The organism is Streptomyces sp. NPDC107528, from assembly GCF_055639295.1.
On record NZ_JBVKAV010000020.1, the window covers coordinates 58,362 to 79,971 of the forward strand.

Here is a 21,610-nt window from a genome sequence, read left to right on the forward strand (position 1 = left end):
TGTTCCTCGATGTGCCCCGCGGGCCGGCTGACCTCGCTCGGCACAAGCCCGCCGCAGATCACGTAGTGCCAGCGATGGCGCTCCGCACCAGCTCGACTGCACACGCGAGACTGCTGATGCGGCCCCCGCACACGCGCCCGCACGCCGGCCCGCGAAGCGACGCCCCTCCGCCGCCCCCATGACGCAGAGCCCCGACTTGAACGCATCAAGTCGGGGCTCTGTCGCGTATGTCCGGGTCGGTGTAGCGCTGTGCACGCGCGCAGGATGCGACCGTGTCGCCGCCCCGTCGCACCTCCCAACCTAGTGGCTGCAAATGTTGGACTAATGCTTGCTTGACCAAAGTCGGACCTTGAAGCATGGTGGCAAATACTCTACTGTTCCAGTGTTGGGCACAGACTTGTATCGGCCAACCCTTCAGGAGGGCGGCGCATGTCTCATCGATCCCAGACGTCCGAGGTCCCGATCGCCAAGGTCGCTTTTGCGAGCTTCATCGGCACCGTCATCGAGTTCTTCGACATGTTCATCTTCGGCACGGCTTCGGCGCTGGTTTTCGGCGAGCTGTTCTTCCCATCGCTGGACCCGCTTGCCGGCACACTCGCCTCGTTCGCGACCTTCGCGGTCGGCTTCGCGGCCCGTCCTCTCGGCGGCGTAATCTTCGGTCACTTCGGTGACCGTCTCGGACGCAAGAAGATGCTGGTGCTCAGCCTTCTCGTGATGGGCGTCGGTACGGCAGCGGTCGGTGTACTGCCGACCTACCAACAGATCGGCATAGCGGCACCGGCACTCCTGGTTATGGCCCGTCTGCTGCAGGGCATCGCGATCGGCGGCGAGTGGAGTGGCGCCGTGCTGATGGCGGTTGAGCACGCGCCACCGGGCAGGCGGGCGTTTTACGCCAGTTGGCCACAGTGCGGCGTGCCGACCGGACTGGTGCTGGCCACAGGCGCTTTTCTTCTCATCGAACTGCTGCCGCACGACGCGATGATGAGCTGGGGATGGCGCCTGCCCTTCCTCGCCAGCGCCGTCCTGGTGGCCGTCGGTCTCTACATCCGGGTACAAATCTCGGAGTCGCCCGTTTTCCAGGCCGTTCGCGACCGCGGGGAAGAAGCGAGATTCCCGGCCGGCGAAGTAGTGCGCAGGGCCTGGAGGCCTCTGCTCATTGCCATCTTCTCGATGGCAGCCAACAGCATCCCCTTCTATATGGCCACCGTGTTCGCGCTGAGGTACGGCCAGAACGAAGCGGGCGTCAGCCGCGGCACACTTCTGCTTGCCGTCTGTCTTGCAGCGGGCCTGCAGATCTTCACCATGCCGGTCGTCGCGATCCTGACCGACCGGTTCGGCCGCAGACCCCTGCTGCTCATCGGGGCTGTGCTCACCGCGCTGGAAGCGTATCCATTCTTCTGGCTGATCAACACCGGAAATACCGTCGCCGTCATCGCAGCGATGATCATCGCGCTGCCTGTCGTGCACGCGCTCACCTACGCGCCCATGTCCAGTTTTCTGCCGGAGCTGTTCGAGACACGGGTGCGCTACAGCGGCTCCGCGATCGGCTACCAGATGGGCAGCATGCTACTGAGCGGGCCGGTGCCGTTCGTCGCGGCCGCGCTGTTCGCGTGGGCGCAAAAACCCTGGCCGCTTGCGCTCTACATCATCGCGGGCGCATGTGTGACTTTCGCAGCGGTATTCGTAGCCCGAGAGTCCTATCGCGACGACATTGCAAGCGCGGGAAGACCCGGGCTGAGCGAGTCAAAGGCAACGGCGACGGTTGTTTAAAACGAAATCCCGATCGACGTAAAGGTGGATTCATGAGCGACCAGGACGGGTCGACGTCAACGAGCGGACCGCTCACAGGCCTCAAAGTCGTCGACATGACGACCTCATACGCGGGTCCGACGGCGTCCATGTACCTGGCAGATCTGGGCGCTGACGTCATCAAAGTGGAGCGCCCGGGAACAGGCGACGACGCCCGTTCCTGGGGCCCACCCTTCGTTCAGTCGGCGTCGGCGTGGTTCGCCTCGGCGAACCGCAACAAGCGCTCCGTGGCAATCAACCTTCGGGTCCCGGAGGGGCTGGCCGCACTACGCACACTGATCAGCACGGCCGATGTGTTCATGGAGAACCTCAACCCAGGCAAGCTCGAGGCACTCGACATCGACCACGTACGGCTGCGGGCGGACTTCCCACACCTCATCTACTGCGCAATGTCCGGATTCGGACTGGACGGACCGGACAACACCCTGCCCGGATACGACCTCGCCGCGCAGGCCCGTTCCGGCCTCATGTCGGTGACCGGAGCCAAGGGCGGCGCCCCGCAGCGCGTGTCCACGGCACTGTCCGATGTGGTCACCGGCATGTGTGCCGCCCTGGCCATCAGCGCGGCGGCCGTGCGGCAAAGGACAGAGGGCGTCGGTGACCTCATTGATGTCTCCCTGCTCGACTCGGATCTGGCGCTGATGGCGCCCAGGATCGCTGCCTACCTGGCAGGCGACCCGGAGCCCGCACCGAGCGGAGGCACCGACTCTGTCCTCGCCGTGTACCAGTCCTTCCGGACCGCCGACCGTGACCTCGTGATCGCCATCGGAAACGACGCCATGTGGCGACGCTTCTGCGTCGCGATCGAGCTTCCCGAACTCGCGGAGCGTGCCGAACTAGCGGAAAACGCAGGGCGACGCGCTCATCGCACTGAGCTGACCGAGCTGGTGGGGGCGCGGATGGCCGAGCGGACGGCCGCCGAGTGGCAGCAGATCCTCGGGGACGCGGGCATCCCGTGCTCCCTCGTGCAGCGGCTGTCCGAAGTAGTCGCGGACCCACAGGTGATCGCCCGAAGGAGCCTGCTGCCCGTACCCGGGGCCGGCGAGGGGTTGTACAGCGTGCGCAGCCCCTTCCGGTTCGCGTCGGTCCCCGACCTGCGCAATACCCGGTTCCCGGAACTGGGGGGGCACACGGCCGAAGTACTGGCCGAACACGGATACACCCCGGCCGAGATAGCGCACCTGCAGGGACGCGGCGCGATCGAGGAGGCCACCACGGAAGCACCTGGAGCACGATGAGTCAGCAAAACGTTGCGGTGGAACGCCACGGCGCGGTCGCCGCAGTTCGGATCGACCGGCCGCAGGCATTCAATGCGCTGAACTCGGGGATTCTGCGGCAACTCGGCGATGAGATCGCCGCGTTGGCGGAATCGAAGGATGTCCGCGCCATCGTGCTCACCGGTACCGGTGACAAGGCATTCAGCGCCGGAGCAGACCTCGACGAACTCGCCGGGCTGAGCGTCGATGAGGCGACCCCGTTGATGCGAGCAGGGCAGGCTGTCATCCGCAGCATCGAGCAGTGCCCCGTCCCCGTCATCGCCGCGGTAAACGGACTTGCCCTCGGTGGGGGGTTCGAGCTGGTACTCGCCTGCACGTTCGCCGTCGCCTCCAACCGAGCGGCGTTCGCGCTCCCCGAGGCGGGGCTCGGGTTGATCCCCGGATACGGCGGAACCCAGCGCCTGGCCCGGGTGGTGGGGCCTGCCGTGGCGCGGCACGCCATGCTCACCGGCCATCGCTTCGATGCCGAGCGCGCCTATCATCTCGGCATCACGGTGCTCCCTCCGGTCGAGCCCGGTGAACTGATGCCCTTCGCCCTGGCGGCGGCGGGCGAGGTCGCCCAGCGTGGCCCGGCCGCGTGCCGCGCGATCCTCGACGCGGTCGACGTCGGGCTCGACAGCCCACTGGACGTGGGCCTCGACCTGGAGACACGGCTGGCCGCGACGGCGATCGGCGGTTCCGAAGCAGCAGAAGGAATCGCCGCGTTCAGGCAGAAGCGGACACCGGAATTCGAGGTGAAGGCATGAACACCGCAGTGGCTGCGCTTGACATCGACCTAGACCCCGAGTCCTATCTCGCCTGGCACCAAGCACTCGACGAGTCCGCCGCGGACGCCCTGCTGAGCAAGCGGGAGCTGGCCGTGCGGGCGGCAGTGCGGGACGTGGTGGCTCATGAGGTCGCGCCGCGGGCTGCCGCCGCCGACCGGGATCACGTGTTCGTGCACGAGAGTTACCAAGCGCTGGCCAAGGCGGGCCTGGGAGGCCTGATCTTTCCGGAGCGGCTGTCCGGAACCGGCGATACCAATGTCGCCTATGCTGCCGCCGTCGAGGAGATCACCGCGGGTTGCGCGGCTACCAGCCTGGTCTACATGACCCAGATGCACGCGGCGTACCCAATCATGGTCGCTGGATCGGACGAACTGGCCGAGCGGTACATCCCTGCCCTGCTGACCGGCAAGACGTACGGAGCGCTTGGGATCACCGAACCCAACGCGGGCAGCGACGTGTCCAGTCTGCGCACAGTCGCCACCCCCCGTGCGGACGGATACCGGCTCAGCGGGGCCAAGACGTTCATCACCACCGGCGACCGGGCCGACGTGATCATCTGCTTCGCCACGGTCGATCGTTCCCGCGGACGAGACGGCATTACCGCCTTCGTTCTTGACGGGCGGTGGCCCGGCCTTTCCAGAGGAAACCCGCTGTCGAAGCTCGGCATGAACGGATCGAGTACCGCCGAACTGTTCTTCGACGAAGTCGAGATTCCTGCCGACCATTTGCTGGGCGAGCCCGGCGGCGGATGGCGCATCGTCATGAACTCGGTGACGAAGTCGCGGATCAGCGCCGCCGCGCAAGGTGTGGGACTGGCGCGCGCCGCCTACGCCCGCACGCTGTGCGCGCTGAAGCGGCTGCATGGTTCCCGGCTGCCGGACGAGGCTGCCTTCGCACTGGCGACACTGCGCGGCCAGATCCTGCAGGGGCGACTGCTGTTGTTCAGCGTCGCACGCCAGGTGGATCTCGCAGGGGAACCGCCGGTCGGGCAGATCGGCATCATGAAGCAGTCCTGCACCGACCTCGGCTGGCATGCCGCGCGCGAGGCCATGCGCATCCTCGGGCCCTACGGGGACATCGCCGACCTTGGGGTCGAGCGCTGCCTACGTGACGCCAAAGTGACCCAGATCTACGACGGCACGAACGAGGTGCAGCGGATGCTCATCGCCCGCGACACCGCACGGGCAGTGAAGGAGCTGTGATGACGACGTCACTCGACGGCAAGGTCGCCATCGTCACCGGTGCAGGGCGTGGCCTGGGGCGTGCCATGGCCGAGGCACTGGCCGAGGCGGGCGCACGGGTGTGCGTAGCGGCGCGTACTGGTCGAGAGCTGGACAGTTTCGTTGGTGAACAGGCCGCTCTCGGACGGGAGGCCATGGCCTGCCCGGCAGACATCACCGATGTCGACGGGGTCAATCACCTGGTCGACTCCACAGTGGAGCGATTCGGCCGGCTGGACGTGCTGGTCAACAATTCCGGCATCGTCGCCACGACGCCACTGCTGGAGCAAGAACCGGAAGAATGGGACCGGGTCATCGCGACCAACCTTCGTGGCGTCTACCTCGCCACGCGGGCAGCGGGGCGCTACATGGTGCCGGCACGGTCCGGCAAGGTCGTGAACATCGCGTCGAACTTCGCGTTCAAGGGTGTCGCCGGCCATGCCGCCTATTCAGCCTCCAAGGCGGCCGTCGTCTCCTTCACCAAAACCATGGCAATCGAGTGGGCTCGCTACGGAATCGGCGTCAACGCACTGGCGCCCGGCTACTTCGCGACCCCCCTCAACGCGGAGCTGCGCGCCGACGTGGAGACGACCGAGCGAGTGATCAAGGCGATTCCCACCCGCAGGATGGGCGAGCCCGCAGAAATCAAGCCGTGGTTGCTCATGCTCGCCAGTGACGCCTCGGACTTCATGACCGGCGAGACGATCGTCATCGACGGCGGTCATTCCGTCCGATGAGGACGGCGAACCTCGAACAGGAGTGAACGACGTGACAACGCAAGAGCGCACTGTGGCGGTGCTCGGCGCGGGGACGATGGGTTCCGGGATCGCCACCGTCGCCGTACGAGCGGGGTATCGGACGATCATCCACGACCTTGACGAGGGCAACCTCAGCAGGGGAGTCGAATCGGTCCGTGGCTTCCTCGCCAAGAGCGCCAGGCTCGGCAAGCTGACGCAGGAACAGGCGGACGCGGCAGCCGGGCGGATCGAGGGAACGACCGAGCTGAGTGACCTCGCCTCGGCCGCTGTGGTGATCGAGGCGATCTACGAGAACCTCGGTGCGAAGAAGGAACTCTTCGCCGAGCTGGACGGCATCGTGGGTGAGCGCACCCTGATCCACACCAACACATCGACGTTGTCGGTCACCGCGATCGCGGCCGGATCGAAGCGTCCAGAGAGGGTCGTCGGCACGCATTACTGCAACCCGGCACCGCTCATGAAGCTGGTGGAGGTCGCCGACGGTCACCACACGGCAAGCTGGGCCCACGACGCGACGGTCGAGTTCCTTGCGTCACTCGGCAAGACAACGGTGGCCACCAAGGATCGGCCCGGGTTCATCGTCAACCGTTTCCTGATTCCCTGGGAGAACAGCTGCATCAACGCGCTGGAATCGGGCCTTGGCACCAAGGAGTCCATTGACACGGCGGTGACCGGCGCACTCGGTCACCCCATGGGTCCCTTTGCGCTGCTGGACGTGGTCGGCCTGGACATCCACCAGCAGGTGGCCACACGGCTGTACGAGCAGCTTCGCGATCCGCGCTTCTTCCCGCCGCCGATGGTGGACCGGATGGTCGCCGCTGGCGATCTGGGACGCAAGACCGGCCGCGGCTTTTACACCTACGACGACAACCGGCTGTTCGGTACGTGAGCGAGGATGACCATGTCTGCAATTCAACGAGTCGCTGTGCTGGGTCTGGGCACCATGGGCGCCGGTATCGCGCAGGTCGCCGCGATGTCGGGCCACCAGGTGACCGTGCTCGAAGCGGACCAGAACCGGATCGATGCCGGCCTCGGCGCGCTCACCGCCTTCCTCGAGGGCGGCGTCGCCCGAGGCAAGGTGACCTCATCTCAGCGGGACGAAGTCCTCGCCCGCATCAGGCCGGTCACGGATGTCGCCGAGGTGGCCGGCAGCGACCTCGTCATCGAAGCGGTGACTGAGCGTGCCGAGGTGAAGCGTGAACTGTTCACCAGGGTCGCAGAGGTAGTCGCCGACGAGGCGCTGATCGTCACCAACACCTCAGCCCTCTCGGTGACCGATCTGGCGGGTGCCGTGCCTCACCCCGGGCGCTTCGCGGGCCTGCACTTCTTCAACCCGGCACCGCTCATGAGCGTGGTTGAAGTCGTCCGCGCCCTGCAGACCGAAGAGGCTGTGGTGGAGCGGCTGGTGGCATTCGTCGACGCGCTCGGCAAGAAACCGGTCGTCGTACCGGACCGGCCCGGTTTCCTCGTCAACTACCTTCTGATGCCCTATCTCAATGATGTCATCGCCGAGTACGACAGGGACCTGGCCAGCGCAGAGGACATCGACACCGCCATGCGGCTCGGACTCGGGTACAGGCTGGGACCGCTGGAACTGCTCGACCTGATCGGTCTCGACGTGCACAACCATGCCACCCACAGCGCTTACGAGGCCACGCTCGACCCCCGGTTCGCACCGCCGCCGTTGCTGCGGCAGATGGTCGCCGCCGGATACCACGGCAACAAGAACGGCCATGGATTCCGCACCGTCCAGGAGAAGAGCTGATGACCGATTACACCGACATCCTGGTCGAGAGGGACGACGCCGTCCTCACGATCGCGATCAACCGGCCCGAGGCAGGAAACAAGTTCCGCCACCAGACCTGCCTCGAACTCTCCGACGCCTTGCAGCGCTTCCGGCTTGATCCGGCACTGCGTGCCGCAGTACTCACGGGCACCGGAGAGAAGTTCTTCTGCATCGGCGGGGAGCACGAACCCATCACCTCGTTCGATCAGTCGCAAGTGCTGCCGATCATCGACGTGTACCAGGCGATCGATGTCGTCCCGAAGCCGATCGTGGCTGCGGTCAACGGTTTCGCGGTTGGCGGGGGCAACGTACTGCACACCGTGTGCGATTTGACCATCGCCGCTGACACCGCGGTGTTCCGGCAGGTTGGCCCGATGGTGGGCAGCTTCGATGCCGGCTACGGAAGCTGGTACCTGGAAGACACGATCGGCCGCAAGCGGGCCAAGGAGATGTGGTATCTGAACCGCAAGTACTCCGCCGCGCAGGCGCGAGAGATGGGACTGGTCAACGAGGTCGTACCGGCAGCTGAACTGCGCGAACGGGCGGCAGAGGTTGCCCGTGAACTCACCACGCGCAGCCCGATGGCACTCGGAGGGCTGAAGGCAGCGTTCTCCGGCCGTCATAACGGTGTTTCCGGCCAGGCCAGGATGGCGCACGACCAATACCTCAGCGTGTACCTGTCCACGAAGGAGGCTCACGAAGTGAGCGAGGCCTTCACCGAGCGGCGCCAGCCCGATGCCGAAAGGTTCTGGACGTGACAGGCCACGCCCCTGCCCTGAGCACTGAGCAGACCGACCTCGCGGCCATGCTCGGCGCAGTTGTCGCGGGCACGAAGGAATTCCCGCACGATGAGCAGCCGGGTCAGGTTGCAGCGGTCCGAAGGCACCTGGTCGAGCTTGGCGTGTGGACACTGGGGGCGTCCACGGACGGGGACCAGGCGGGTGACGATCTCGCGGCCCTCGCATTCGCTTGCATCGCCCGCCGCTGGCCCGCACTTGCCTGGGCGTCGGTGCAGGCGCATGCGGCCGTGGACATCCTCGGCGACAACGCGCTCTCCCGAGCCATACAAGCGGGGGACAGCGCGGTGGCGGTGGTCGACGACGCCTCGGTTGCCGTGCGCCTGACATCGGACAACGGGCGCATCTCCGGCCGGGTCGACCGGATCGACCCGGCCGGCGAGCGTCCTCATGTGGTGGTCCTCGGGCACGGTACGGTCCGGGTCCTCCCTCCAGAGGCGCTGCGGTTCGAGCCGCTGCGGCGCACCGGCCTCGACGGTGCGCTGACTTCCTCGGCCGAACTGGTCCAATCCGTCGCGGAAGCCGACGTGGTGGTTGACGGTGTCGACACCGACGCGGTGCGCATCCGGCTGCGGCTCGGCGCGGCGGCGGTCGCCGCCGGGATCGCCGATGCCGCAGCGGAGGCAGCGCTGAAGTACAGCGAAGAGCGTGAGCAGTTCGGTGCGCCGCTCACCGCCCTGGCGAGCGTACGCGACACGCTGCTGGCGGCCTCGGGGTCAGCCAGCAGGGCGCTGCGCCAGGTGCTGAGGCCACGGGACTGTACGGTCTGGCAGGCCACCGAAGTGCTCGACTCGGCCTGTGAGCAAGCCATTGACGCCTGTGCGCGAGCCGTTCAGGTCCACGGTGGCTACGGCTATCTGACGGAATATCAAGTCGGCAGCATGCTGCGTGCCGCGGTATCCCTGCGTGCCTCGTGCGATGTGTGGAACCTTCGCCGCGCGGCGGCCGCGGACCACGTGCTCGGCACGGGCACAATTTCGCGGAAGGAGTCTTCATGACGGGCTCGCTGGCGGAGTTGCTCCGTGGTCAGCACACACCGGTCACCGGACACGACGCCGATGAGTTCCGGGCGGCTGGCTGGTGGCAGGGAAGGACGGTGCGGTCAGTACTGTCCGAGGCGGCGGGCAGCCATCCCGACCGCACGGCGTTGGTCGGGCACCGCACCGGTCGAGCACCGGAGCGGCTGACCTACCGGGAGTTCGATCGGGCGGCCAACCAAGCCGCATCGGCGCTGGCTGCCATCGGTGTGGGCGCGGGCGATACCGTCGCGGTGATGCTGCCGAACTGGCTCGAGTACTGCTCGCTGGTCTTCGGCATCAACGAGATCGGCGCGATCTACACCGGCGTACCGGTGTCGTACGGAGAGCTGCAGGCCGCGGCCATCGTGCGCCGGTCCAGGGCGAAGGTACTGGTCGTCCCGCGGTCGTGGCGGGGCTCCGACCATTTCGCACTCGCACGACGCCTGCGGCAGGAGATCGCCACTCTGGAACACATCGTGGTGATTGACCAGGACACGACGGACCTCGGCCCGGGCGAGTACACCTGGGATACGTTCATGGACGTCCCCGCGCGCACCTTCGAGAGACGCGACGCCGGCGAGTTGTGTTACCTCGGCTTCACCTCGGGCACCACAGGTGAGCCGAAGGGCGCCATGCACACCCACGACACTCTCATCTACGCGGCGAGGGGCCTCGCCGACCATCTCGGGCCGAAGGCACTGGGCGACCCCATGGTTCAGCTGATCGCCTCTCCCGTCGGACACCACACCGGCCTCGTCTGGGGAATTCTCTTCACCGCCCTTCTCGCGGGGACCGCTGTGCACATGGATCGGTGGGATCCGGCGTGGGGGGTCGAGGTCATCCGGGACGAACAGGTGACCGCCTTCTTCGGCGCCCCGACGTTCCTCCAGGACATGATGCGCACCGAACTCGCCGGTGATCCGGACTGCCCTCTGGAGTGCCTGGTCATCGCGGGGTCCTCGGTACCGAGGACGCTGCCGGCGAAGGCGAGCAAGGCGCTAGGCGCCTACATCGCACCGGCCTGGGGCATGACCGAGTGCAGCATCATGACCTCGTGTACGCCGACGGAACCGCCAGAGATCCTGCTGACCGACGGGTCCGTCTTCGCGGGTTCCGAAATCCGGGTGGTCGACCACACGGGCGCGGACGTGCCACCGGGCGTGACCGGTGACCTGCTGATGCGCGGGCCGGGCGTGATCCTCGGATACTACGACCGTCCGGACGCGACGGATGAGTCCTTCTATCCCGGCCTGTGGTTCAAGACCGGTGACACTGCCTGCATCGACGAGCACGGATGGCTGTCTCTGCGGGGGCGCAGCAAGGACATCATCATCAGGGGTGGCGAAAACATCCCGGTGACCGATGTGGAGACCGTGCTCTTTGATCACCCTGATGTGGTCGACGCGGCGGTCATCGGCTACCCGGACGAGCGACTTGGCGAGCGGGCCTGCGCCGTCCTGGTACTGCGTCCCGGCACGCAGATGGATTTGAGCACGCTGTGCGCTTACCTCCTGGCGAACGGTATGTCGAAGCACTATCTGCCCGAGCGGCTGGTCCTGCTGGATACGTTGCCTACCACTCAGAGCGGCAAGGTCCAGAAGTTCAAGCTCCGCCAGCTCGTGGCGTCCGACTACACCACCGAAACTGGCAGTTGAGGCACGGGAAGGCAGACATGACCACCCTTCAGCCCCTCTCCGGCGTACGCGTATTGGATCTGTCCACCCTGCTGCCCGGCCCGCTGGCCACCTTGCTCCTGGCGGAATCGGGTGCCGACGTGGTCAAGATCGAACGCCCCGGTCAGGGCGACGAGATGCGGACGTACTGGCCCACTCTCGGCGAGGCCAGCGCCAACTACGCGGTGCTCAACCGAGGCAAGCGCGCCTATGCCGCAGACCTCAAGAATCCGGCCGAACGGGACCGCGTGCTCGAACTGGCGACAGAGGCCGACGTGGTGGTGGAGCAGTTCCGCCCCGGCGTTGTCGACCGCCTGGGCCTGGGATACGAGCACGTGCGTGGGGTGAACCCGGGCGTGATCTACTGCTCGATCACCGGCTACGGACAACACGGGCCGCACGCGAAGCGTGCTGCGCACGACCTCAACTATCTCGCCGAGACGGGACTCCTGGGTGTTGTGGTCGACCGTGGGGGGAATCCACCCCTTCCCCCCACGGTGCTGGCTGACATCGCCGCCGGCACCTACCCCGCGGTGATGAACATTCTGCTGGCACTCCGCCAGCGCGACGCGACGGGAAAGGGCTGCCATCTCGACATCGCCATGACGCGCAATCTCCAACTGCTGGCCTACGGCTACTTCGCGACGCACCAAGGCGGCGGCGGATGGCCGATTCCGGGCAGCGAACTGCTCACGGGTGGCAGTCCCCGCTACCAGGTGTACGCCACGAGCGACGGCCGGCACGTCGCCGTCGCCGCGCTGGAGCAGAAGTTCTGGGAGCGCCTGGCGCAACTGCTGCAACTGCCTGAGCAGTACCTGGATGAACGGGGGCAGGAGAGCACGGTCATCACCGCAATCGCTGACCGGATCGGCGCACGTACGGCCGACCACTGGCGCAAGGTGTTCGAAGGCGAGGACGTCTGCTCCGTTGTGGTGGCAACGTTCGAGGAAGCCGTGTCCGCCGGACTGGTGGACATCGACTCCGGCGATCGGCTGACGGGTGAGGGCTTCGACGTCGGTACGCTGCCAAGCCCGGTGGACTCCGACCTGCGCAGACCACCGGAGCGGCTCGGCTACCCGGCGCTCGATCCGCTCCCGGACGGACCAGTGTGGCCCGGTCGCTGACAGCCCCGGTGCGGGGCACCGACGGCTAGTCGAACGGCTCCGTCCGGGGCCCTGTGCAGTTCCCGCACATCGATCAGGAAGGCATTGACCACCATGGCCCTCGACACCACCACGACAGCGGTCTACAACGAAGTCGTCCGCCGCAACCCGGCCGAACCGGAGTTCCATCAGGCTGTCTTGGAGGTTCTACACTCCATCCAGCCCGTGCTCCAGCAACAGCCTGAGCTTCGTGACGCCTGTTTGTTGGAGCGGCTCTGCGAGCCGGAGCGGCAAGCCATGTTCCGCGTGGTGTGGACCGACGACCGTGGCAGAACACACCTCAACCGGGGATTCCGGGTGGGATTCAGCTCCGCGCTCGGCCCCTACAAGGGTGGACTCCGGTTTCATCGCAGTGTGAACCTCGGAGTCGTCAAGTTCCTCGCCTTCGAGCAGATCTTCAAGAACGCGCTCACCGGACTGGGCATCGGCGCCGGTAAGGGCGGAGCCGACTTCGACCCGAGCGGACGCTCGGACGCAGAGATCATGCGGTTCTGCCAGGCCTACATGACCGAACTGCATCGGCACATCGGGACCCATACGGATGTTCCCGCAGGTGACATTGGCGTGGGGAGCCGCGAGATCGGCTATCTCTTCGGTCAGTACAAGCGCATCACGAATCGGTTCGATGCCGGCACCCTCACCGGTAAGGGCCTTGTTCTCGGCGGTAGTTTCGTCCGTCCCGAGGCCACGGGCTACGGCGTGGTGTACTTCGTCGAAGCGATGCTCGCCGAACGCGGACATTCGCTCGAAGACAAGACGGTAGTCGTCTCAGGCGCGGGTAATGTCGCGCAGCACGCCATGGCGAAATTGCAGCAGATGGGCGCGACCGTGGTGGCCTGCTCAGACTCCAGCGGCTACCTCCACGACCCTGCCGGAATCCGCGTGGATGTCCTCCGCGAGATCAAGCAGAACCAGAACCGCAAGCTGGACGCCTATCCCGAACTGGTACCGACCGCACGCTTCGTACCCGACAGCGCGCCGTGGGACGTTCCATGTGACATCGCCGTGCCTTCGGCCACCCAGAACGAACTGGGAGAAGCCGATGCCATCGCCCTGGTCAAGAACGGATTGATCGCGGTAGCCGAGGGTGCCAACATGCCCTGCACCCCCAAGGCCATCGACATTCTCCACGACGCGGGCATCGCCTTCGCTCCGGGCAAGGCCGCCAACGCCGGCGGGGTCGCCACCTCGGCGCTGGAGATGCAGCAGAACGCCTCTCGCGACCGTTGGTCCTTCTCCGACACTGACAAGACTCTCGCCGAAACGATGCGCAGCATCCACAGTTCCTGCCTCATCACGGCAGCCAACTACGGAAGGCCCGGAAACTACGTCGCGGGTGCCAACATCTCGGGATTCCTCACCGTCGCCTCGGCCATGAACGCGCTCGGGCTGGTGTAGCGCTTCAGGGCTCCGCAGAGGAGGAACTCCGCACCGCGCAACAGCAACGCATAGCTGTTCGCGTCGTGGCGTAATCGCGTCAGTGCGTGTTTCTGATCCCCGGTTCTGAGTAGCCTTGGGTTCTACGCTGGCGTGGTGTCCAGGGGCATCGGGTGGGCCGGGGAGAGGGACTGTCGGGCTTGTGGTGACCGGCTGAGGGCGGGTTCGCGGCCTGACGCTTTGTTCTGTTCTGCGGCGTGTCGTGCCAGGCAGTGGCGTACGGACCGGCGGTTGCGCATGCTCACGGCGGCCGCGCTGGGCGGTGCGGGCGAGGTCGAGTGTCCGGAGTGTGGGGCTCGGTGGGTGGCTGGCGTTGACCGGAGGTCGAACGCCGTCTTCTGCTCGCGGCGGTGTGTGGTGAGGGCTTGGAGGCGCCGGAAGGAAACGTTCGGCGAACGGGCACAGTGACCGCATCGCGAACGCATTCAGAGTCCAACTTCGTTCAGCAACCAGTCACTTGCGGTCGTTCGTTGTGATCTGTGGATTTACGGTCTGACTCTCGGGTGGAGAGTGGGCCGTGTCCACGTCACAGACGTCAGCTCCGTGCTGCGGCCCGCATGGGTGGTGAAACCCATGCCGGAGGAGATCGACAAGGTCGGAAGCGTCAGCCAGTCCCGCTATGAGCAGATCGTGGCCGAGCTGCGGGACGTGGTGGAACAGCAGACGCGCGGGCAGTTCACGATCGGGGACCGCGCCCTGGAGATCGAGCCGATGAGGGAGCCGGGCGGTCACAACGCGGTGGACCCGGAGTGGTCGGTGACCACGACCTTCACACGGCTGGCCGAGGACATCGGCTTGAAGTTCAGCACGGTGAAGTCGGCAAGGTGGACGTCCTCGCGCTGGCCGGTCAGTCGACGGCAGAAGGGCGTCTCCTACACCGTTCACCGGGTCCTGGCCTACATCGAGAACGATCAGGAGCGGTTCGACGCGATCCTCACGCCGCCTGGGGGCAAGGCCCGGTGGACGCCGGATGACGCCAGCCGCCGGGTCGGCAACCGGGTTGAGACACCGGTGACGCCGAAGGAGAAGATCACCGCGATCCACACGCTCGCTCAGGACGACCAGGTCGCCGCGACGGTGACCAGCGACTTCCTGAAGCGGCCGGAGGTGACGGCCAAGGTGACCACGGTGGACAAGGCCCGGGTGGTGGAGGAGTCACCCGCGACGAGCAGGTGGCCACCACGGCGGCCACGAACCTGCTGCGCAGGCCGGACGTCGCGTTCAAGGCGATGAGCGACGACACCGCACGCTTCCAGGTCAACCATGCCCAGGTCGAGCGGTCCCGGCAAGCCCGCGACCACCTCGAGGACACCAGCCCGGTCGCCCCAGCGGTCCGTAACATCGACCGGACGGTGGAGTTCCTGGACCTGGTTACCGCCTGCCACTCCTTGGTCGCCGCGGCCGGCCGGACCGTCCCGGGCCTGCGCGACCGCACCCTGAGCGAGGACGAAGCTGGGATCGTGCACCGGAACGTCGCGAAGGTGCGGGCGACGCTGGACTGGATCGAGACCGCGGTCGACACCGGCAAGGTCGACATGGATGACGAGCTCGCCCGCATGCTGCGGGGCGAGTAGTCGTGCCCCGCGCCTCACGGCGGCGGGGCGAGGCCGCCCAGCGGCATGCGGACACCCTGCGGTTCGTATTGTTCGAAGCGCGGCCCGCGGGACTGCTGTTCCCCCAATTGACCCGCGCCAGCGAACTTTCTCCCAGCCAGGTCAGGTCGGGGCTGGCTGCCCTGCGCGACATCATCGCCGAAAACGGCTGGCCACCGCTGATCTGGACCCGGGCCGACGGCTACCAGCTCGGCGCCGAACGTGCCGCGCTGGAGGCATACGAACGGGCCGTGCTCGGCGAGAAACTGACCGAGTTCCGCCGGTTCATCACCGGCACGGTCGCCCCGCACGCCGCCGCCCACCCGGGCGACAAGTGGATCCGCCACATCGTCGCCCAGCTCAACTCCATCGAGTCCACCCTCGACCTCATCAACAGCTCATGACCTGCGACGGGACCGCCCAGCGGGCGGCCTCGCCGCACTCGCCCGAAGGCACCCCGCCATGCGCCGACGCCGCTACCCCTCGGACACCACCAACACCGAATGGGCCCTGCTCGAAGGACTGCTGCCCACCCCGGCCTGCGAGACCAGCCGCGGCGGCCGGCCGGAGAAACACCCACGCCGTGAAATCGTCGACGCCATCCGATACGTCGTCGATACCGGCTGCAAATGGCGGGCCCTCCCCGCCGATTACCCGCCCTGGCGCACAGTCTGGGGATTCATGGCCCGCTGGGCAGCCGCCGGGATCATCGGCCAGATCCGCGACCATCTCGCCGACCGGATCCGCCGCGAAATGGGCAAAGGCCCCCGAGCGGTCGCCACCGTGATCGACTCCCAGAGCGTGAAAGCCGCCGAAACTGTCTCCAAAGCCACCCGCGGCTACGACGCGGGCAAGAAAATCAACGGCCGCAAACGCCACCTGGTCGTCGACACGCGCGGCCTGCCCCTCATGGTCATGGTCACCCCAGCCGACCTCCACGACGCCGCGGCTGCCAAGGAAGTCCTCTTCCGGCTCCGCCTGATGCACCCCGAGATCACCATCGTCTGGGCCGACTCCGCCTACGCCGGAAAGCTCGTCGACTGGGCAAAACAGCACCTCAACCTCACGATAAAGCCCGTCAGCCGCCCCAAGGACACCTCCGGCTTCATCGTGCCCCCTCGCAGATGGGTCGTCGAACGCTCGCTCGCGTGGATGATGCAGGCCCGCCGCCACGCGCGGGACTACGAACGGCTCATCCAGCACTCCGAGACGCTGATCACTTGGGCCGCCATCACCCTCATGGCCAGGCGCCTCGCGAGGAAGGGCGCCACCCCCAGCTGGCCCAGGAAACCGGCATCAGCCGGCCCCTGACAGCGCCTTCTTCTACTCGGAGCCTCACCAGCCGTCAGCCCAGAATGCCGCCGGACGACGGTGAAATACGGCTGAACACTCCACCGCCACCCGGCGAGTCGTGGTGTCCGAGACGCCGGGAACGGAGTGCCCAGGCTAACGGGTGGCCAGAGTGAGGTCCCACACGCGGACGCCGTCCTCAGAAGCGGTGACGGCGACGGGAGTTCCCGCTATCTCGGTAACCATCTGGAGATGGTGGCCGGTGATCGGTTCTCCGATCTGCTGGCCACTGGCCAGGTCCCACACACGGGTCGTGGCGTCATCGCTTCCGGTCACGGCGATCGCGCGACCGGCGACTGTCGCGGTGCCCAGTGTCTGGATTCTGTCGGTGTGGCCGGTCATCGGCGCTCCGATCGGTTCCTGCGTGGTGAGGTCCCACCTGCGCAGCGCGTTGTCGTCGCCGACGGCCACCACCATCGTCCGGCTGTTCATTTCGGTGATCGTGATAGCCCACATGGACTCGGGACCACCGGTGAGGTTCTTGCCGATCTGCACCCCGGTGAGAAGATCCCAGGCCTGAAGGAAATCATCGTCGCCTCCGGTGACGGCGACGGGTCGGCCGTCGACGAGAGCAGCTCCCATCGCTCCGTTGTAACTGCCCTCGATTTCCGCGATGCGTTCGCCACCATGGGTCAGATTCCAGGCCAGCAGCGTGCCTGCCTCGCAGCTGCTGACGGCAATCAGCTCCCGGTCGGACGCCACGGTGGTCAGCGAGGCGACGCCCAGCTCGTGACCGGTCAGCGTCTTGGCGATTTTGCGACCAGTGCGCAGGTCCCAGACACGCACTGCCCCTCCGATCAGGTCCCACTCATCGGGAATCGACAGGTCGAAGCGGCCGCCGCCGGTCACCAGCACGGGACGCCCGTCCAGATGCGCCACCGTCAGTTCAGAGACGATCTCATAGGCGTCCGATCGAAACTTCGGTCTGTCGTCCTCGTCGGGGTCGTCCTCGCCCCACAAGCCGTTCTCGAAGTACCAGCCGTCCTCCGGGCCAGCGGCGTCGAGCTCCAGGTCACGCTTGGCGCATTCGCCACCAAGCAGGTCGCAAGTCCACAGCGTTCCATCCTTGTCAACGCTGACCGTAACGAGAACCCCGTCCAACTGAATCACAGGCGTGGTGCGGTATGTGCGGCCGTGGGAGTGGCCTGAGAAGCGACGCATCATTCGATCATCAGTCATGCGGGGCACCCTAACCCTCAGCACTGACAGTCCAGTTGCCCACGGCCACACACTTCAGACAGCCGAACGGCATAACGACCACAGTTGTCAGCGTCGATGACAACCTGGTGGTTGGTGGAGTACGCGGACGCGGTCCGTCGAGGCCGGCCGTGGGGCCTTCCCCTGGAGGACCGCGTCCTGCTGGTCGCGGCCTCGACCGTCAGATGGTCAGTAGACGCATCGCTGAGCGCGTACAGCTCCTTTGCCCCCAGCGGGACCACGCAAGCTTGTCTGGCGCCATCAGCCATCTCATAAAAACTGTTCCCGCCGCCGCCCGAGGCCCCACGATAGGTTCATAGCTGCCCTCGTCGCCACCCCTCCGGCACGGCTGCCTTGATACCCCCAGCCATGTGCCGCAGGACTCGTTTTGCAGACATTTTCCGATGATCATTCATACTGTGAGTTCTACACCACTCCACTGACAGTCGGTGCAGGCTCACTTGCGGTCCGGATAACGCTTTTGGTCACCCCGAGTGTGCGCACTCCGAGTCCGGCGCAGCGGCGAAGTAAAACGGTGACCGCCCACGCCACTTGATCATTTGGCAGGCGAAGATGAGTCGCTGAGTATCACGCCTTGCTGAAGCCGCTGATCTCCACGTGCATTGCCCGAAGCTCACGTATCGCGGGCGGAAATCGAAGTCCTCGGGATAAGTGAGCGCATCCTCTCCAAGGAGACTGCACCCGGTCCGACCGGGTCCAGGCCAGAAGGTCGACGATCCGCGTGGATGCCGCATCCGTGACGTCCGACGATTAGCTGCTCCGTTCCAGTTGTCATATGTGGCGCGAATACGCCACATGTCACCCGTGCTGGCTACCCTCTCGCCAGGTATATTCATCTTTGCATTTACCGTAATCGAGCTCCCCTGGACACGACAACCCATAACGTGCAGATGCTCGCCCGCCCGCACCTTCGCCTGCTCCGCTTCCCATTACCGATCTTATCAACCTTAAGATTCTCTTTCAACGTGACGGCGCCTCATTGTTCGTAACAGAAGCTGCCGCCACCGATATGGCGTATAGGCGCCACGAGTTTGGGTATGGTTCCCCAACTCGTTAAGATCTATCGACTAATCGGTTCGAACAAGGGAAACGGGTATGCGAACGACGGCGAGGCGCCTTATGACTGGCGCGACGACAGCAGTGGTGACCTCTGCACTTATCCTCGGTGCCACTGGTACTGCGAGCGCTGGTACAAATTCTTCTGCATCCACCGGGCCAAGCGGTGACTACATAGCCGGCGCGGGAACGGTACATTTCACTGCTGACGATGAAATCTTCACCGTGACGGACACTGACGTCGACGGTGCTGGCGTGCGGGGTAAAATCGACATTGAAGACGGCCGCAGCTACACCTACACGGTTACCGCCGGAGCTGGTGAAAGTGAGACCGTAGACCTGGAAATTGATGAGGGTATGCAGGTGACAATCGAAGTTTGCATCTCGAATAACGGTGCCGTGATTACCGGCACTTGCCGGGGAACTACCCTCGGAAGGGCGTGAGCGTAAAGCACCGAAGGTGATCACCGCGCGCAGCTTTCATTCCAGCTGAGCGGCAAGGCCAGGCGAACGTCTGGGCAACTTCATGGGCCGGGACGGCCGTGATGATGCGGTAGATCGTCGCTGGCGTGCTGAGCCGGTTGGATCGTTCTGGACCGGGCGGATGCGTGCAAACGCGGGAAGGGGCCCGGGCTGATGCGCCGGGCCCCTCCTCATTTCGTAGCGGGGACAGGATTTGAACCTGCGGCCTCTGGGTTATGAGCCCAGCGAGCTACCGAGTTGCTCCACCCCGCGTCGGCAGTTACACCCTACACGCGGTCCGAAAGGGGCAGAGATCAGGACATCAGCCGCCCCTAACGATGTTCTCCGCCTGAGGCCCCTTCTGGCCTGGGTAACCTCGAAGGTGACTGGCTCTCCCTCGACCAGCTCCCGGTTTCCGTGCCCATGATGTTGGAGTAATGCGCGAAGACATCCGGTCCCCCGGCCTGGGCGATGAACCCGAAGCCCTTCCTCTGCGTTGAACCACTTCACGGTGCCTCTGGCCATACCACCGTCCTTCGTTCTCGCCGGACGAATCCAGCTGGGCATCATCGGCCGCCGCCGCCGCCGCCGCCGCGCAGCCGGCCCGGCGTCCGTTCTACCCACCACCGACGCGCAATTTGGAGAATTTCCGCAGCAACGCCATGCAGCCCCAGACGTCGATTCGCGTGCGGAGTGCCCTGAATGAAGGCAGCTCCGCCTCCGGCACCGTCGCAAACCCACTGAATTGCATCGTCGTCGACTGAAGATTGCCGCCGATGCCCACAGGCACACGACTGGTGGCCCACGTCGCTTCAGCAGTCCTCGTTCTCGCCCTGGGGGATCCATGGACCCGCACAGCCCCATAGCCCAGCGCTTCCCGCTCGTCGCGCGATTCCGTCCCGCCTGCCTGCCCTTGCCTGAGCGGATACGTGCACTCGTCGACCTGGCCGACACGGCGGTGAAGGAGACCGCCCAGGGGCTCGCATCGGCCGTCTACAACCAGGCCGCGCTGACCGCCTCGGATCTCGGCCTTCCGGACCTCGCACGCGAGATGTGTCACCAGCACGCCGCCGCCTACCTTCACGCCTGTCCCTTGCCCAGCACGAGCGTTATCCGAGGACTGGAACCGGTCGTCAATTTGGCCCGCCTGCAGATCCGCGCCGGTTGTGCAGATGAAGGGCGTCAGCGATTGCTTGACCTCTACAGGGCCATCGAGGCAGGCACGGCCGTGCAGTTTGAAGGAGTCGCTGTACCTGCGGACCTCACTGCGACCGGTGAAGATCGCAAAGCGGTTCGCACATGGATGTGGCGCGTCCTCCTCGCAGACGGCACGCGCACCCTCACCACCGAGGGGCGATGGGTTGAGGCACTGGTGCACATCGAAGCCCACCGTGGCATCGGAAAGAGAATGCTTGAGGGGCGGCAGGTAGCCGTACTTGCCGCCCTCGTCGCGAACGACACGGCAGGGGCTGCTGGTCTCATCAGCGACACGGTGCCTGGCGATCTGTGGGAGCAAGCTGTCACGGACTGTCTCACTGTCCTTTCCCGGCTCAGCGCCAGGCAGCCCGTCGACAGACACCTGAACGACCTGACTGCCGCCTATCTTGGCCGGCGGGCCGAACGCGGGATGACCGTCTTCGACATTCGGCTCGGGCATACCGTTCTCGACGCGATCGGCCCCGCCGTGGCGTCTGCCGCACACCGCATTGTCGAGGACCTCCACCGTAGGACAATGCAGGCCGAAGACGGCTACGCAGCCCGCGAGAACCTGGCGCACCCCCTGTTCACCGCGATCGCCACAAAGCAACAGTCAGACGACTGTCGTGCACTGGTTCGTGCCTGCTCTCTCGACGCTGGAACCATCCCGGACAAGCTGCGCGGAGACCTGACGGAGGCTCTGCGTGCCAGCAACAAGGTGATCCGGGAAAGTCTCGGCACGTGAAGCGACTGCCAGACTGGCTGAACACCTGGAGCCCGTGGTCGGCAGCATGCGAGGGAGCTGTCGATACAAGGTGATCAGCGCTGCGTGCAACAAGCGGACCTGATCCGTTGCGGTGGTCTGGGTGCCCCTGCGGAGGCCGCACCAGCCCCGCGTCGAGGGAAGACCCACCGCTGGTTCGCCGCCGAGGCGGTCTGTCCGTTCGTAAGAAGCGCGCGTCTAGCCAGTGTGACGCCGGTAGGGGCCGCGTCCTGGAGAGACACCCCAACACCCCCTCCCAGGCAAGG

General features: G+C 65.9%; 17 protein-coding genes, 1 tRNA gene and 2 pseudogenes. 17 read left to right on the forward strand and 3 right to left on the reverse strand.

From position 1 onward, the window contains the following. Positions 1–429: 429 nt before the first annotated feature. The 15 genes and pseudogenes from ACZ7L5_RS42940 (at position 430) to ACZ7L5_RS43010 (ending at position 16,609) form a co-directional block, all read left to right on the forward strand. Positions 430–1,770, forward strand: coding sequence for an MFS transporter (locus ACZ7L5_RS42940; protein WP_471524295.1), 1,341 nt, complete (start codon positions 430–432; stop codon positions 1,768–1,770). 32 nt (positions 1,771–1,802) lie between these two features. Continuing rightward, a complete protein-coding gene (locus ACZ7L5_RS42945; RefSeq protein WP_471524297.1) occupies positions 1,803–3,047 on the forward strand; it encodes a CaiB/BaiF CoA transferase family protein in 1,245 nt (414 codons plus the stop codon). Then, positions 3,044–3,832, forward strand: coding sequence for an enoyl-CoA hydratase/isomerase family protein (locus ACZ7L5_RS42950; RefSeq protein WP_471524299.1), 789 nt, complete (start codon positions 3,044–3,046; stop codon positions 3,830–3,832). Before ACZ7L5_RS42945 ends, ACZ7L5_RS42950 begins: the two co-directional genes overlap by 4 nt. After that, complete coding sequence (locus tag ACZ7L5_RS42955) at positions 3,829–5,055, forward strand: acyl-CoA dehydrogenase family protein (protein WP_471524301.1); 1,227 nt, start codon at positions 3,829–3,831, stop codon at positions 5,053–5,055. The genes ACZ7L5_RS42950 and ACZ7L5_RS42955 overlap by 4 nt, the downstream gene beginning before the upstream one ends. Continuing rightward, a complete protein-coding gene (locus ACZ7L5_RS42960; protein WP_471524303.1) occupies positions 5,055–5,810 on the forward strand; it encodes an SDR family NAD(P)-dependent oxidoreductase in 756 nt (251 codons plus the stop codon). The genes ACZ7L5_RS42955 and ACZ7L5_RS42960 overlap by 1 nt, the downstream gene beginning before the upstream one ends. Before the next feature lie 31 nt (positions 5,811–5,841). After that, positions 5,842–6,720, forward strand: a complete 879-nt coding sequence (locus ACZ7L5_RS42965) for a 3-hydroxyacyl-CoA dehydrogenase family protein (protein WP_471524305.1) — start codon at positions 5,842–5,844, stop codon at positions 6,718–6,720. A gap of 12 nt (positions 6,721–6,732) precedes the next feature. Then, entirely contained in the window at positions 6,733–7,596 is an 864-nt protein-coding gene (locus ACZ7L5_RS42970) for a 3-hydroxyacyl-CoA dehydrogenase family protein (protein WP_471524307.1), read from the forward strand. After that, on the forward strand, positions 7,596–8,375 hold the full coding sequence (locus ACZ7L5_RS42975; protein ID WP_471524309.1) for an enoyl-CoA hydratase-related protein: 780 nt from the start codon (positions 7,596–7,598) through the stop codon (positions 8,373–8,375). The genes ACZ7L5_RS42970 and ACZ7L5_RS42975 overlap by 1 nt, the downstream gene beginning before the upstream one ends. Next, entirely contained in the window at positions 8,372–9,412 is a 1,041-nt protein-coding gene (locus ACZ7L5_RS42980; protein ID WP_471524311.1) for an acyl-CoA dehydrogenase family protein, read from the forward strand. Before ACZ7L5_RS42975 ends, ACZ7L5_RS42980 begins: the two co-directional genes overlap by 4 nt. After that, positions 9,409–11,088 (forward strand): AMP-binding protein, encoded by a 1,680-nt coding sequence (locus ACZ7L5_RS42985; protein WP_471524313.1) that lies wholly within the window; start codon positions 9,409–9,411, stop codon positions 11,086–11,088. The genes ACZ7L5_RS42980 and ACZ7L5_RS42985 overlap by 4 nt, the downstream gene beginning before the upstream one ends. 17 nt (positions 11,089–11,105) lie before the next feature. Beyond that, a complete protein-coding gene (locus tag ACZ7L5_RS42990; protein ID WP_471524315.1) occupies positions 11,106–12,230 on the forward strand; it encodes a CaiB/BaiF CoA transferase family protein in 1,125 nt (374 codons plus the stop codon). Positions 12,231–12,323: 93 nt separating this feature from the next. After that, positions 12,324–13,667: an NADP-specific glutamate dehydrogenase gene (gdhA, locus tag ACZ7L5_RS42995; RefSeq protein WP_471524317.1), complete on the forward strand. Its 1,344-nt coding sequence runs from the start codon at positions 12,324–12,326 to the stop codon at positions 13,665–13,667. A 612-nt stretch (positions 13,668–14,279) separates the two neighbouring features. After that, a pseudogene (locus ACZ7L5_RS43000) lies at positions 14,280–15,280 on the forward strand (DUF6192 family protein). 2 nt (positions 15,281–15,282) lie between these two features. Continuing rightward, positions 15,283–15,702, forward strand: coding sequence for a RacP protein (locus ACZ7L5_RS43005; RefSeq protein ID WP_471524319.1), 420 nt, complete (start codon positions 15,283–15,285; stop codon positions 15,700–15,702). A 58-nt stretch (positions 15,703–15,760) separates the two neighbouring features. Further along, positions 15,761–16,609 (forward strand): IS5 family transposase, encoded by an 849-nt coding sequence (locus ACZ7L5_RS43010; RefSeq protein ID WP_471524321.1) that lies wholly within the window; start codon positions 15,761–15,763, stop codon positions 16,607–16,609. Positions 16,610–16,744: 135 nt separating this feature from the next. On the opposite strand, the gene ACZ7L5_RS43015 is transcribed toward ACZ7L5_RS43010, so the two are convergent. Continuing rightward, complete coding sequence (locus ACZ7L5_RS43015; RefSeq protein ID WP_471524323.1) at positions 16,745–17,827, reverse strand: WD40 repeat domain-containing protein; 1,083 nt, start codon at positions 17,825–17,827, stop codon at positions 16,745–16,747. A gap of 1,182 nt (positions 17,828–19,009) precedes the next feature. Here ACZ7L5_RS43015 and ACZ7L5_RS43020 point away from each other — a divergent pair. Next, the gene (locus ACZ7L5_RS43020; protein ID WP_471524325.1) at positions 19,010–19,366 is read left to right on the forward strand and encodes a hypothetical protein; all 357 of its coding nucleotides are present in this window, start codon (positions 19,010–19,012) and stop codon (positions 19,364–19,366) included. A gap of 217 nt (positions 19,367–19,583) precedes the next feature. Here ACZ7L5_RS43020 and ACZ7L5_RS43025 read toward each other — a convergent pair. Both ACZ7L5_RS43025 and ACZ7L5_RS43030 read right to left on the reverse strand, forming a co-directional pair. Further along, positions 19,584–19,657 (reverse strand) — tRNA-Met (locus ACZ7L5_RS43025). Between the two features lie 49 nt (positions 19,658–19,706). Beyond that, a pseudogene (locus tag ACZ7L5_RS43030) lies at positions 19,707–19,909 on the reverse strand (cold-shock protein). Between the two features lie 319 nt (positions 19,910–20,228). Between ACZ7L5_RS43030 and ACZ7L5_RS43035 the strand changes: the two are divergent. Next, positions 20,229–21,326 (forward strand): hypothetical protein, encoded by a 1,098-nt coding sequence (locus ACZ7L5_RS43035; protein ID WP_471524327.1) that lies wholly within the window; start codon positions 20,229–20,231, stop codon positions 21,324–21,326. Positions 21,327–21,610 lie beyond the last annotated feature (284 nt).